The sequence below is a fragment of the Mucilaginibacter sp. P19 genome (assembly GCF_050632265.1).
In the GTDB taxonomy this organism is placed as follows: Bacteria; Bacteroidota; Bacteroidia; order Sphingobacteriales; family Sphingobacteriaceae; genus Mucilaginibacter; species Mucilaginibacter gossypii.
Map to the genome: position 1 here is coordinate 1,492,156 of NZ_CP192586.1, position 14,090 is coordinate 1,506,245.

Consider the following 14,090-nt stretch of genomic DNA (forward strand, 5'->3'; position numbering starts at 1 on the left):
CTTATTTATTGATATACTAAATGAACAAAAGTATCTGCTCAGCTTTAGGTGTTATAGCTGCCTGTATTTTACCTGCCTTTGTTTTGGCACAATCAGGAGTTGTAAAACAAGTTAAATTAAGCAATTTCGATTTGCAATCATCGGCCTTGGTAAATGCAACAGGCACTGAACTTTCCAATACACAATACCACTCGCCGGTGTATTGGTTTCCCGTAAAAGTACCATCAACAGTACTTACCGGACTGGTGGCCAATCACATCTATCCAGATCCATACCAGGGTCTTAATAATATGCTGATCCCCGATGCCTCCGATCAGTTTAATAAAGAATATAACCTGGAACAATATAGTCATCTGCCTAATGACCCTAACCCATGGAAAAAGCCTTATTGGTACCGCACTACCTTTAAAGTGCCGGCTGCAGATAAAGGCCGTCGTTTTCAATTGATCTTTAAAGGTATTAACTACCGGGCAGCTGTATGGCTTAACGGCAAGCAAATTGCCGACAGTACCCAGATGGCTGGTATGTTTGCTGAACATAACCTTGATGTAAGCAATATAATTAAAGCTGGGGCTGAAAATGCCCTCGCCGTGAAAATTTACCCGCTTGATTATCCGGGATATCCTGCAAAGGAGCAGTTGAAAGCCCTCGGCCCGTTTTATGAAAATGGCGGCCCAACGGGTGATATCGGCAAAAACGTAACTATGCTTTGTTCATCAGGATGGGATTGGATCCCGCCCGTGCGCGACCGTAATATGGGGATCTGGCAGCCAGTGTTTTTACGCACAAGTGGCGCGGTAACTATCGGCAGGCCAAAGCTGATTACGGATTTGCCAAGCCTGCCTGATACCGGTACAGCCAAGCTTTCATTAAACCTGACATTAACCAATAATACAACTGCAACACATGGCGGTAAACTAACCGTCAGCATAAAGCCCGAAAATTTTGCAGGCGCACCGGTTCAGTTTAGTCAGCCAGTCGTTGTACTTGCTGGTGCCGAAAAAGCGGTTGAGTTAAACGCTGATAAGATTAGCCAGCTGATAATCCATCAGCCTAAATTATGGTGGCCAAACGGTTACGGTAAGGCAAACCTGTACCGGATCCGTATGCAGTATGCTGAAGGGAATACTGTAAGTGACGATACCACTTTTGTTTTTGGCATCCGCAAGGTGGCTTCAAAAGCCGAAACTACAGCCAATGGTTTTGTGCGCCGTAAGTTTTATGTTAATGGGAAGGAAGTGCATTTGGTAGGTGGCGCCTGGGTACCGGATATGATGGTGAACCGCGATTCGGCCCGTTACGATTATGAGATGCACCTGTGCCGTAACGCCAACGTAAACCTGGTACGTATCTGGGGAGGTGGTGTTACCGAGCCGGATGCTTTCTGGAATGCTGCCGATAAATACGGGCAGATGGTATGGTCAGACTTTTGGATTACCGGCGATACCCAGGGTGAATTTAAAGGTTCGCCTGATTGGCCGCTGGAGGGTAACGTATTCATCAAAAACGTAGAAAGTACCATCTACCGCATCCGCAACCATCCAAGCTTATTGGTATGGACAGGTGGCAACGAAGGCCATGCCCGTAAAGAGCTATATGATATAATGCGTAATGATATTATCACTTTAGATGGTACACGTCCCTTCATTCCAAGTTCGTCGGGCTTTGCCAAACTGCCGGAAGGCTGGAAGGGTTCGTGGCCTGATGATATGCCGTCGGGCGTTTATAGTGGTGGCCCTTATGAATGGAAAGACCCCAAAGACTATTATAAACTGGCCGATGCTGCTAAAGACTGGGTGTTTAAAGACAGAAACCGGCCTACCGTCACAACCACCATATACAACTCTGCCGAAGATCATCCCTAATTTGGTTTGGGATACCAACTTGCCTTTTCCGCTTAATAATTCATGGGGCTACCATGACGCGGCAACCGGAGCCGGTAAATATGATAAGTATTATGAAGAAATGACCAAAAGGTATGGCAAGCCAAGTAGTATCGTTAATTTTTCGGACAAGATGCAGCTCATGAACGCCTTAGGTTACCAGGGTATTTTTGAAGCTGATGGCCATAAACTGAACGAAACCGGCGGCGTAATGCTCTGGAAGTTAAATGCGGCTTTACCAAGTGTAATATGGCAAATTTACGACTGGTACCTTGAACCTAATGCCGGCTACTATACTATGCAAAATGCCTGCGAGCCTATCCACATCCAGTATAATTATGATAATTCATCAATAGCAATCATCAACCGTACACACCATGCCACCGGAAGCTTAACTGCTACGGCCGATATTTATGATATCAACAGTAAGCTGATTAAATCAGAAAAGGTTGGCAATGTAGGATTGGCGCAAACTGGTGTTAAGGAAGTGATTCAGCTCAAAGATGCACTTGCCGCTACCAAAGGCGTAAGTTTTGTAGTGTTGAACCTGACTAATGCGGCAGGTAAAACCGTATCACATAATGTTTACTGGCTATCGGCCACTGATGACTTTAAGTCATTGAACGATATGAAACATGCACAGGTACAGGGAAAAGTGATCAAAGCTGAAAAAGGATTAAGCGAAAATAAGTGGACTATGCAGTTTACCAATAACTCCAATCAACTGGCATTCTTTGTCCGCCCGCAATTGATGAAAAACGGCGAGGAGGTTATGCCAAGTTATTGGACTGGTAATTACTTTAGCTTGGCACCACATGAAAGGATTATAGTATCGGTAAGCGCCCCGGTAGCCAAATTAGGCGCGGCAAAATCAACCGTATTACTCGAAGGCTGGAATCTGGATAAGCAGGTGATAACATTGCCCTGAAATTTTTAAAACTTAATATGTTCGCAAAGGCGCGAAGACGCAAAGTTTTTTCTTAGCGGCTTCGCGCCTTTTTTGCTATAATATTAATAACAAAACCGTAAGCTTTAAGCTTTGTGCATTCAGCTTTTAACTTTTTTTAAGTTAAATTTTGTTTAAGAATGACTTACCATACAGGTTCTGTTTTGAAAATCTGCTTATCTTGCTCAACGCATTTTACATATGGAAAATACAGATGTAATTATCATAGGAGGGGGAGCCGCGGGTTTGATGGCCGCCCGTACGCTTGCCAAAGCAGGTAAAAATGTTGTGCTGCTTGAAGGCCGAAACCGGCTTGGCGGTCGCATTCACACACTAGAGCATGGCACATCATTAGAGCCTGCTGAACTGGGTGCTGAGTTTATTCATGGCGATTTGCCCATAACCCAAAGCTTGCTTAATGAAGCTGACATTAAATATACCCATGCCTCCGCCTCTATGTGGAAATATGAGGATGGAAAGTTTATAGCCGAAGGGGACGTTATTGAGCATTGGGACAGATTTCTGGAAAGCATCATGCAACTGAAGCATGATATGAGCATTGAAGCGTTCATGCAGCAGGAGTTTTCGGGCGAACGATATGGAGGGCTCCGGGAATCGGTGCGGGGCTATGTATCGGGATATGATAATGCCGATCCTAAAAAAGCCAGTGCCTTTTCTATCCGTAAAGAGTGGCAAAATGAGCATGAGGATGCGCAGTATCGTGTAGAAGGAGGTTACTGTACGTTAATCAGCTATTTGGCAAATGAGTTTAAACAGGCAGGTGGGCATATTTATCTTAATGCCGTTGCAAAAGATATTGACTGGGGCCAACATCATGTTACAGTAAGCACTGATATTGGGATAACCTACCAGGCCCGGCAGCTATTGATTGCCGTACCGCTCGGAATTTTACAGGCTGAGGTCGGGTTGAAGGCTACACTGAGTTTTGACCCCCCGGTTGATTATTATATCAATGCCTTAAAATCGCTTGGCTTTGGAGCGGTGATCAAGGTGTTACTTGAGTTTGACGAGAGCATTTTGGTATAGTGATGAAACCCGGCAAATGACCGGTGCCGATCTCGAAGATATGGGCTTTCTGTTTTCAAATAAAGCAATCCCCGTTTGGTGGACCCAAATGCCGGTACATCGCCCGCTGCTTACCGGTTGGCTTGGTGGACCACCTGCTGCCGCCCGTATAAATACCAGCGACGAGGATGTTTTGATAGAAGCACTCGGCTCCATCTCCAATATTTTTAAGATAGATATCGCGAAACTGAAAGAAAAACTCCTTACCTGGAATGTAATCAACTGGACTGTCGATCCGTTTTCGAGAGGTTCATATAGCTATGATACCATAGAAACAGCCGAAGCACGAAAGATCCTGAGCCATCCTATTGGCGATACCTTATTTTTTGCAGGCGAGTATCTGTATGAAGGAACGGCAATGGGAACTGTTGAGGCGGCTTTGACGAGTGGGTTGAGGGCTGCGGAGATGTTGTTGGACTATGAATAAAAAAATGTCAATGACATGATTGTAGATGCTATTGTCCCTTCCAGTAATTTCCACTCACAATAATCATATCCAACATTTTGATAGTATTATCGTAATAATCATAATCCTTCAGTTTAAAGGCTATTAGATAATCCCAGACTTTATTAAGCCACTGCTGATTACTTTTGTCAACCATGGCCGATACCGTAAATGGCGCTATAAAACTTAAAGCTTCGAAGTATCTGCCTTTAATATCATTACCTTCAAGCGTATATCCTGCCGAAATATTATCCGGATTGCCATCAGTAGTTTGCGTGATCCATTGATTTATTGGACTAACAAAGCCTTTAGCGCGTTTATCGCCATATAATAAATAATCGGTAGCTATGCGCCACGGTACCCTACATGCATTGTAATTATAATAACCATCATACTTTGATTCCATGTAGTTGGGCTGAGCAGGCCGGGCTTTAGTCTTTATTCCTCTGATAAAATCGGGCACCAGGCCTGCGCCCGGGCTGTAGTTTTTTTGCAGATAGTTAAATAAGCGATAGTTTTTATCAATAGCTTTTTGCCATTTACCGGTTTTTGAGGCGCTTTCAAATGCTTTGAAATTGGCAGGCATAAAATCAGATGAGCGCATATCATAATAATCTTCGCTATCTCCGTCGCTGCCATCGCTTAATAAAACAGAAAACGTTTTAGGATTGATTTCGTAGTGCATAATTGCCGCCATAGCGTTCCTGGCTTCCTGCAGGTAGTTGATATGGCCTCTGCTTCCCCATTGCTTATCAGCTAACAGAAGGGAGTATGCTATATCTATATCGCCGTCGGTGGCGGCATCCCGGTCGTGGTTTTTACAGTTCTTTAGCTGGGCCCAGGCCATTAAATAAGGAGATGCTTTGGCTGGATGGGTTTTATAATATTGATATAAACCATCATAAACGGTTTTTGCCTGCTTATCGTACCCGGCCATCAGTGCGGTAATCACCATGCCATAGCCTTGCCCTTCGGATACGCATTCTTTACCTGGCTTTTCAAACCAAACATAAAATTGATTTTTATCGCAGCCGGGTTTAATGTACCTGTGTTTCCATTGATCGTAAAAAGAGGTTACCTGTCTATCAAGCTGTTGCTGATTGATGTGATTGGGTTTTATTGTACCGGCAGTATACCGGCTATGTTGCGGAAACGGCCTTAATGCAACCTGTGCATGAAGGCCGTTTAGTATAAATAGCGAAAATAGCAGCAGGCTATATCGCACGTAGTTCGGGGTAAGCAGCAACCTCTTCAACATCATTGCACAATAACTCAGTTTTGCAGAAATGGTTCTTAAGGCAGCTCAAAAAGTTCTGAATTGCCGGTGTATCCTTACAGGTAGCGGCATACCACGTGCGTTTTGCAATACTGTGGTGCAACGGTTTTGTAACAATGTGTTTACCGGGCAGGTACGGCTTCACAATCCAGTCGGCCATAACGCTTATTCCGAGGCCCGCGTTTACCATCTCAATAGTGGCATCTGTGTAGTGGATGCGACTCAATGTTTTGGGCTTTACATGCTGTTCTTGGATGAGTGTTTCGATGACCGGAGTTTCCTGGTATGAGGGGTCATAAAGAGCCAGGATTAACTCCTGATCCTGGAAGTCGCAGATGTCAATAACGGCCTTTTTTGCCAGGGGATGATCGGCCGGTAAAATACATATCAGGCGGTCTTCAAAAATGGGTTCATACACTATCTGAGTATTCACCATTTGGGTGCGCACAATACCCAGGTCAAGGTCGCCCCGCATGAGGTATTCAAGTGGTCGGCGACTAGCATCTGAAACTATATTTATGTTAATATCAGGCCATTGGCTTTTGAAATCTTTAATTACGCCGGGTAACCAATGGTATGCAGTATAGCATTGCATACTAATATTAAGCTTACCGGTTTTGCCATTTTTATAGTTGTTAATATCTTCTTCAAGGGTGCGTATTTCGGCCAATATTTTTTCCGAACTTCGTAGGAAACGATAGCCCACTTCGGTTAGCTGAAGCTTCTTTCCCTGGCGATGGAACACCTCTATGTCCAGTTCTTTTTCCAGTTCTTTTAACTGGTGGCTCAGGGCCGATTGGGTTAGATGTAAAGCACTTGCTGCTTTGGTCAGCGAACCCTCTTTTGAAATGGTATCAACTAACCTGAAATGATGTAATGCAATATTCATTATTAGTTTTGCTAATGATTTACACAAAATTAATTCATTTTTTTCATGAATCATATAGATATACATTTGCTGTGTATAAAATACACCTCATGTTAAACACAACTTCAAAAAAATTACTCCTGTTTTTTTTGAGTGTTTCATATGTCTTACACGTACAAGCTCAGCAAAAAGTCCTTTCCATTAAGGATGCTGAACAAATGGCCCTTGCTAACTATGCTTCTATTAAGTCGAAGGCAAACCAGCTTAACGCCTCTAAGGCATATCTCAAAGAAACAAAAACGGAGTATCTGCCGGATGTAAATTTCTCCGCGCAGCAGGACTACGGAACAGTGAACGGCCAAAACGGACCCTCGTATGGTTATCGTGGCCTGTCGGTGTCCTCATCGGGGCCAGCTTTGGCCAAACAGAACTGGAACGCTGCATTCGGCGCTCTGTATTTAACTAACGTTAGCTGGGACTTTTTCGCCTTCGGCAGATCGAAACAAAGGATCGGCGTACAAAAAACCATCGTATCGCGCGATGAAACTGATCTTGCACAGGAGCAATTTCAGCACCAGGTACGCGTTGCAGCCACGTATTTAAATCTACTTGCTGCACAACAGCTTGCCAAGGCGCAGCAGGATAACCTTAACCGTGCTATGGAATTGCAAAAAGTAGTCGTAGCCCGCGTAAAGAACGGCTTAAATCCGGGTGTGGATTCATCCTTGGCCAACGCCGAAGTATCTAACGCCAAGATCGCGCTTACCAATTCGCAGCAAACGGTACAGGATCAAAGTAATCAGCTATCTATTTATTTAGGAATTCCCGCCCAGGAATTTCAATTGGATAGTGCTTTCATTACCAGACAGCCCAATAACCTGGAGACTTTGAGCGCTGTTGCCGCAACCGATCACCCAACTTTGAAGTTCTATCAAAACAGGGTAAACGTGAGCGATCAACAGGCTAAATACCTTCGCACTTTCGCCTTGCCAACCTTTAGCCTTTTTGGTGTTTACCAGGGCAGGGGCTCAGGCTTTAAGCCGGACTACGGCACTAACCAGGATAGCTACACCGGCAGCTACGGCGCAGGTGTTGACCCAACCCGTTACAACTACCTGTTTGGAATAGGTATGATATGGAATTTTACCAGCGTTTTCAGGACCCACTATCAGGTACAGTCGCAAAAGTTTACCTCAGCGCAATTGAAAAACGATTACGAATTGGTTGATAAGCAACTGGAAGCACAGCGCAGCCTTGCCGAAACACGCATAGGCAACGCTCTTAAAAATGTAAACGAAGTACCGGTTGAAGTTTCGGCCGCTAATAACGCTTACATTCAAAAATATACACTGTATAAAAACGGACTATCAAACATAGTTGATTTTACACAGGCGCTTTATACCCTTAACCGGGCCGAGGTTGACAAATATATAGCATTGAATAACGTATGGCAGGCACTGCTGTTCAAATCAGCAGCTACAGGCGATTTCGGGATATTCATCAATAATTTTTAACAGTTACACACATATACAATGGGAATGATAAAAGGGGCGCTGCAAAAACCAATTACCATATTGGTTATAGTAGCCGGGCTGTTCTTCTTCGGTATAAATGCGGTACGGACTATCAAGATCGATATATTTCCCGATCTGAACCTGCCGGTTATATATGTATCGCACCCATACGGCGGTTTCACCCCAAACCAAATGGAGGCTTACTTTGGTAAGCAATATGTTAACCTGTTGCTTTTTGTATCGGGTGTAAAAAGCATCGAAACAAAAAACATACAAGGCTTAACGTTAATAAAAGTTACTTTTTACGAGGGTACTAATATGGCCCAGGCCGCGGCGGAGGTCACGAGTTACACCAACCGCGCCCAGGCCAGCTTCCCGCAGGGGTCGCAGCCGCCCTTTATTTTGCGCTTTGATGCCTCAACGCTGCCGGTTGGTCAGTTGGTGTTGAGCAGCGCCACTCGTAGCAATAACGAATTGCTGGATTATGCATTGGTTTACGTGCGTTCGTCATTTACCTCCATCCCGGGCCTTGTTGCGCCTGCACCTTTTGGTGGTAACCAACGTACTATCCTGATTAAAGTCGATCCAAACCTGTTGCGCTCGCACAATTTAACACCCGACCAGATCGTGGCTGCCCTGCGCGAGAATAACCAGAACACCCCTGCAGGTAACGTGCGTGTAGGCGATTACAACTACCTTGCACCTTCAAACACCACCATAAAGAAAATCCCGGATTTTGGAGATATCCCGCTTTATAAAAATGGGATTCAAACCGTATTTATGAAGGATGTTGCCACTATAGAAGATGGCGCCGATATCACCAACGGCTATGCACTTATTAATGGTAAGCGTTCGGTTTACTTGCCAATCACCAAATCGGCCACGGCCTCAACCTGGGAAGTAGTGCAAAACCTGAAAAAAGCATTGCCAAAATTCCAGGCCTTACTACCCGATGATGTGAAGCTGTCGTTCGTGTTTGACCAGTCGGTTTATGTGATTAACGCTGTAAAAAGTTTGGCCGAAGAGGGCGCGATAGGGGCGGTACTTACCGGGCTTATGGTATTGCTGTTTTTAGGTGATAAACGCGGAGCGCTTATCGTGATCCTTACTATCCCCACCTGTATTATCTCGGCTATATTCTTCCTGTCGCTGGCACACCAAACCATCAATATCATGACGCTTAGCGGGCTTTCGCTGGCAATAGGTATTTTGGTGGATGAGTCGACGGTGACAATTGAGAATATTCACCAGCATTTTGACATGGGCAAGCCGAAAGCTTTGGCTATCTGGGATGCCTGTAAGGAGATCGCGTTCCCTAAATTGCTGATCCTGTTCTGTATCCTGGCGGTGTTTGCACCTGCATTTACCATGAACGGGATTCCGGGAGCATTGTTCCTGCCGCTGGCGCTGGCTATCGGTTTCTCGATGATCGTATCTTACTTCCTGGCGCAAACCTTTGTACCAATCATGGCCAACTGGATCATGGTAAACAAACATGAAGACCACAGCCATAAAGATGGGTTTGCACTGGAGGATGAAGGTGAGCCATGGGAACAAAAAGAAAAAGCCATGAAGGCTGCCCTTGAACATACAGGCGACGAGGTAACCCGCTTTGACAAATTCAGGGATAGCTTTATGCGCCTGATGGACCGCATGCTGCCTAACCGCAAGATACTGGTAACGGTTTATGTAATCGTTGCCTTTGGCCTTGCTTTCCTGTTATTCAATATCATAGGCCGTGACGTATTGCCTAAGGTAAACTCAGGTACCTTCCAGGTACGTTTGCGGGCTGCTGATGGTACCCGTTTAGAGCGTACAGAACTAATAGCTGTTAAGGCGCAACACATATTGGGCGATATTGTGGGTAAAAACCACATAGCTATAACTTCGACATTTGTTGGTTCGCACCCTTCATCATTCTCAACCAACCCTATCTATCTGTTTATGGCTGGTCCGCAGGAGTCTGTGATGCAGGTGAGTTTAACGGAGGATTATAAGGTTAATCTTGATGACCTGAAGGAAAAGTTCAGGCATGAGATGGCAAAACAGCTACCCAACGTTAAATTATCATTTGAGCCGATTGAATTGACTGATAAGATCCTGAGCCAGGGTTCGCCAACTCCTATTGAAGTAGCCATCACCGGTAAAAACAAAAAGCAAAATGTTGAGTATGCCTTTAAGGTTATCAATAAACTGAAAGATATCAAATACCTGCGCGATGTGCAGATAGGCCAGTCGTTCAATTATCCAACTATCGATATTAATATCGACAGGCAACGGGCCGCACAGCTTGGGGTAGGTTTAAATGATATTTCTCGTTCGCTTGTGGCATCAACTTCATCATCAAGATTTACAGAAAAGAACAACTGGATTGATGAAAAATCAAACTTGAGCTACCTTGTGCAGGTACAGGTGCCGGAGTATCAAATGGCCAGCCTAAACGATGTGAAGGAGATTCCGGTACTGGCAAATCAGGCACGCCCTGTTTTGGGAGATGTGGCCGATGTTAAAACTGGTACAACCTTCGGTGAAAACGATAACGTAGGTGCAGTGCCAACATTATCGGTAACGGCAAACATCAACAAAAAGGATTTGGGTACTGCAACCAATGATGTGCAGAAAGCCATTGACGAATTAGGCAAACCACCGCGCGGTTTAACAGTTGAGATGCATGGCATGAGCCAAACCCTTACCGATACGCTTAATAGCTTACAATCGGGCTTATTGGTAGCCGTATTGGTGATATTCTTGATGCTGGCTGCAAACTTCCAGTCGTTCAAAATGTCGATGGTGGTATTATCAACTGTGCCGGCTGTTTTGTTTGGTTCATTGCTGCTGGTAAAAATCACCGGCGCTACGCTTAACCTTCAATCATACATGGGTATGATTATGTCGGTGGGTGTATCTATTTCCAACGCAGTGCTACTGATTACCAATGCCGAAGAGTTGCGTAAACACAACGGCGATGCACTGAAGTCGGCCCGTGAAGCTGTAGCGTTACGTCTTCGTCCTATCCTGATGACCAGTTTGGCCATGATTGTAGGTATGATCCCGATGGCTTCCGGCTTAGGTGAAGGTGGTGATCAAACATCACCATTAGGTCGCGCTGTTATTGGCGGACTTATCGCTTCAACTTTTGCAGCGCTCCTGATATTACCATTGGTTTTTGCCTGGGTACAAGGTAATGCCACAACTCAATCTGTTTCATTAGACCCGGAAGATAAAGAAAGTAAATTTTATGTCCCTTTGCACCACCATGAATAAGCTAAAAAATAAATCGATATTGCTGTTTGCCGTTTTAGCAATGGCAATAGGCTCATTGAGTGCCTGCCACTCGGATGATAAAGAAAAGAAAGAACAACAGGAAGAGCAGGAGCAACAGGAAGCTGTTGAAACGCCCACTGTACAAATTGTGCCGGTAACCAAAGGCAGGTTAAGCAGCAACATCACCATACCTGGTGAGCTGATCCCTTACCAACAAGTTGACCTGTATGCCAAAACCAACAGCTATGTTAAAAAGCTTTTGGTTGATATCGGTTCAGAAGTTAAGCAGGGCCAGTTATTGGCTGTGCTTGAAGCGCCGGAAATTAACTCGCAATTGGCTGCGGCGCAATCTCGCATCAAACAATTTGAAGCGGTTTACTTTGCCAGCAAAGCTACTTATGACAGGCTGGTAAGCACCAGCAAAACCCCGGGTACCGTTTCTCAAAACGACCTGGAGCAGGCTGAAGCTAAAAAGAATGCTGATGAGGCTAATATTGACGCCGCTAAATCCGGCTTAAAAGAAGTATCAGCTAATTTGGCTTACCTTGAGATCCGCGCCCCGTTTGACGGTGTGATCACCAGTCGTAATGTTAACCTGGGGGCTTATGTTGGTCCGGGTGGTAAAAGTACCGATCCGCTGTTTACCGTTCAGGATCAGGGTCGTTTACGTTTAGTTGTATCAGTGCCCGAAATTTACACAGGTGCATTAAGCAGCAAAAGTGAAGTTAACTTTACTGTTAGAGCCTTGCCAAGCCAAAAGTTTACCGCCCAGGTAAAGCGCATAGCCGGCGCGCTTGATGAAAAATTGCGTGCCGAGCGCCTGGAGATGGACGTTTACAATAAAGACAAAAAGCTGCTTCCCCACATGTTTGCCGAAGTAAGTGTACCATTGCCTGCCGGCGATAGTACTTACGTGGTGCCTAAAACAGCTGTAGCAACTTCAACCGAAAAGGTTTTTGTGATAAAAGTGGTTGATCATAAAGCCGTTTGGGTTGATGTTAAAAAAGGCCTGAGCAATGGCGATAGCATCGAAATCTTCGGTGGCGACCTGAAACCTGATGATAAGCTGGTAAAAGCAGCATCAGATGAGATAAGGAACGGATCGACCTTGAAATATTAATAAATTGAAGGTCGATTAGATTCGGCCTGATGGATAGTGCGAAGGGATAAAAGAGCCCGAAAACTGAGAAGTTTTCGGGCTCTTCTTATATAAAATTATGTCATTGCGAGGAGCAGAAAGGGAAATGAGCCTGGGTGCGACGCGGCAATCCCGTAGCTATACAGAGCGGAAACGCATTGGTTACAAGATTGTCGCGCTTCGCTCAGCAGTGACATGGTTTTAAATTATTTAACCTCCGCTTGCAACTTCTTAATAATGCCCGTCCCCACAGCATCCGTACTTTCAGCAGCGTTTGATAATACAATCACAGCAAGCTTTTTATCGGCATTAAAAGCGAGGAAGCTGCTACTGCCGTAAGTGCCGCCATTATGGAAAATGTATTCTACGCCATCAACCAAGATGATATGCCAGCCAAGGGCTATTTTGGCATCTTTGCTGTAGGTGATCTGGTGTGTTAGTTCAAAAGCCTCTGATAGCTTATCAGTGCCATTAGCCATGTTAGCCTTTGCATATATCAGCAGGTCATTTACCGTTGAATGCAGGGCTCCGCAAGCGGCAAGGGCGTTAAAATCCCAGGCTACTGTTGCATCACCGTATTGACTGTATACTTTAGTAAAGTGGGAGGTTTGTAAAGCGCTTAAATGCTGTACGGTATTTTTCATCCCCAAAGGACCGCAGATTACTTCCTGCACCATCTGATCAAATGTTTTTCCACTTATTTGTGATAATATCGTTCCTAATAAACCCACTCCTAAATTAGAATATGCATATTGTTCTCCCGGCTTGCTATTGAGTTTGCAGGTTTTTAGATAACTAAACAGTAGCCGTTTACTATAACTTTTATAAGGATTTGCCGCGCTGGCCGAATCAAACTGAAGGTTCTCCGGGATCCTTGCCAGGCCGGATGTATGATTGCTTAGCGTTTGCAAGGTTATATCATTCAACGCCGCATTGGTTTTTACCGAATCGGGCAGGTATTTGGTAATTGGATCGGTTAATTTTACTTTGCCCTCGTTGGCGTAATAAGCCAGCAGGGTAGCTGTAAATGTTTTGGTAATAGAGCCAATTTCGAACAGCGTATTGGCAGTTGGTAGCTGGTTGTTGCCGCGTGCGGTTTCTCCGTAATTGTAGGTGCTGATCTGGCCATCTTTTAATACGCCTATACTAAGGCCTACTGTATTTACTTTTTGAATATACGGGCGGGCAATTTCATCAACCTGTTTGTCCATTGTGTTGAGTAGTTTGTTGGATGTAGGTACCTGTGTGGTCTTATCGGCATTAATGTCTTTATAGGGCTGAAACAGGAAGAGCTCAATTTTATTCCCTGCATCGAGGCTCATAAGCAGCTGCAATGTTGCCGATTGAAATACCAGTTTGTAAGTACTTACCTTGTTGTTAACAAAGCTGATCACAGTTGAACCTTTTATTTCATTTAAGGGGAACAATTGTTGTTCGGTGAGGCTGCGGAACTGGCCCGCGCTTACAGCATGCCTGAAGTTTGGTCCGGTTAAGGTATAGATGGAGTCGGCCTGTTTGGCGTTGAAGAATTTTTTCACCAACACAAATACCGAATCAGTTTTAAATTGCTGATGGCTTTGGGCAAATGTTACGCCCGGGGTAAATAAAAGTAAGATAAAACAGAACCTGAGTTTCATGAAAAGTAATTCGTGTTTAATTAAATGTCGTTT

Annotated in this window: 10 protein-coding genes; 7 read left to right on the forward strand and 3 right to left on the reverse strand. The window is 44.6% G+C overall.

Annotation, left to right across the window (positions count from 1 at the left end):
* Window positions 1-20 precede the first annotated feature (20 nt).
* The 4 genes from ACQ86K_RS06945 to ACQ86K_RS06960 all read left to right on the forward strand — a co-directional run bounded on the left by ACQ86K_RS06945 (window position 21) and on the right by ACQ86K_RS06960 (window position 4,342).
* Complete coding sequence (locus tag ACQ86K_RS06945) at window positions 21-1,865, forward strand: glycoside hydrolase family 2 protein (RefSeq protein WP_431200063.1); 1,845 nt, start codon at window positions 21-23, stop codon at window positions 1,863-1,865.
* Between the two features lies 1 nt (window position 1,866).
* The gene (locus ACQ86K_RS06950) at window positions 1,867-2,811 is read left to right on the forward strand and encodes a hypothetical protein (RefSeq protein ID WP_431200064.1); all 945 of its coding nucleotides are present in this window, start codon (window positions 1,867-1,869) and stop codon (window positions 2,809-2,811) included.
* A 210-nt stretch (window positions 2,812-3,021) separates the two neighbouring features.
* Window positions 3,022-3,876: a flavin monoamine oxidase family protein gene (locus ACQ86K_RS06955; protein ID WP_431200810.1), complete on the forward strand. Its 855-nt coding sequence runs from the start codon at window positions 3,022-3,024 to the stop codon at window positions 3,874-3,876.
* Window positions 3,854-4,342 (forward strand): FAD-dependent oxidoreductase, encoded by a 489-nt coding sequence (locus ACQ86K_RS06960; RefSeq protein ID WP_431200065.1) that lies wholly within the window; start codon window positions 3,854-3,856, stop codon window positions 4,340-4,342. The genes ACQ86K_RS06955 and ACQ86K_RS06960 overlap by 23 nt, the downstream gene beginning before the upstream one ends.
* Before the next feature lie 28 nt (window positions 4,343-4,370).
* Here the strand turns inward: ACQ86K_RS06960 and ACQ86K_RS06965 are convergent, their stop codons facing one another.
* Window positions 4,371-5,621, reverse strand: a complete 1,251-nt coding sequence (locus ACQ86K_RS06965; protein ID WP_091163062.1) for a glycosyl hydrolase family 8 — start codon at window positions 5,619-5,621, stop codon at window positions 4,371-4,373.
* A complete protein-coding gene (locus ACQ86K_RS06970; RefSeq protein WP_176844368.1) occupies window positions 5,575-6,525 on the reverse strand; it encodes a LysR family transcriptional regulator in 951 nt (316 codons plus the stop codon). The genes ACQ86K_RS06965 and ACQ86K_RS06970 overlap by 47 nt, the downstream gene beginning before the upstream one ends.
* A 128-nt stretch (window positions 6,526-6,653) precedes the next feature.
* Here ACQ86K_RS06970 and ACQ86K_RS06975 point away from each other — a divergent pair, with 128 nt between their 5' ends.
* From ACQ86K_RS06975 to ACQ86K_RS06985, 3 genes are read left to right on the forward strand one after another with little or no spacing between them, the layout of a single operon-like run.
* Window positions 6,654-8,018 (forward strand): TolC family protein, encoded by a 1,365-nt coding sequence (locus ACQ86K_RS06975; protein ID WP_431200066.1) that lies wholly within the window; start codon window positions 6,654-6,656, stop codon window positions 8,016-8,018.
* An 18-nt stretch (window positions 8,019-8,036) separates the two neighbouring features.
* A complete protein-coding gene (locus ACQ86K_RS06980; RefSeq protein ID WP_091163064.1) occupies window positions 8,037-11,282 on the forward strand; it encodes an efflux RND transporter permease subunit in 3,246 nt (1,081 codons plus the stop codon).
* On the forward strand, window positions 11,275-12,402 hold the full coding sequence (locus ACQ86K_RS06985) for an efflux RND transporter periplasmic adaptor subunit (protein ID WP_091163065.1): 1,128 nt from the start codon (window positions 11,275-11,277) through the stop codon (window positions 12,400-12,402). The genes ACQ86K_RS06980 and ACQ86K_RS06985 overlap by 8 nt, the downstream gene beginning before the upstream one ends.
* 224 nt (window positions 12,403-12,626) lie before the next feature.
* Here ACQ86K_RS06985 and ACQ86K_RS06990 read toward each other — a convergent pair whose 3' ends face one another.
* Window positions 12,627-14,057 carry a serine hydrolase domain-containing protein gene (locus ACQ86K_RS06990; RefSeq protein WP_091163066.1) on the reverse strand — a complete coding sequence of 477 codons (1,431 nt, stop codon included), beginning with the start codon at window positions 14,055-14,057 and terminating at the stop codon, window positions 12,627-12,629.
* Window positions 14,058-14,090 lie beyond the last annotated feature (33 nt).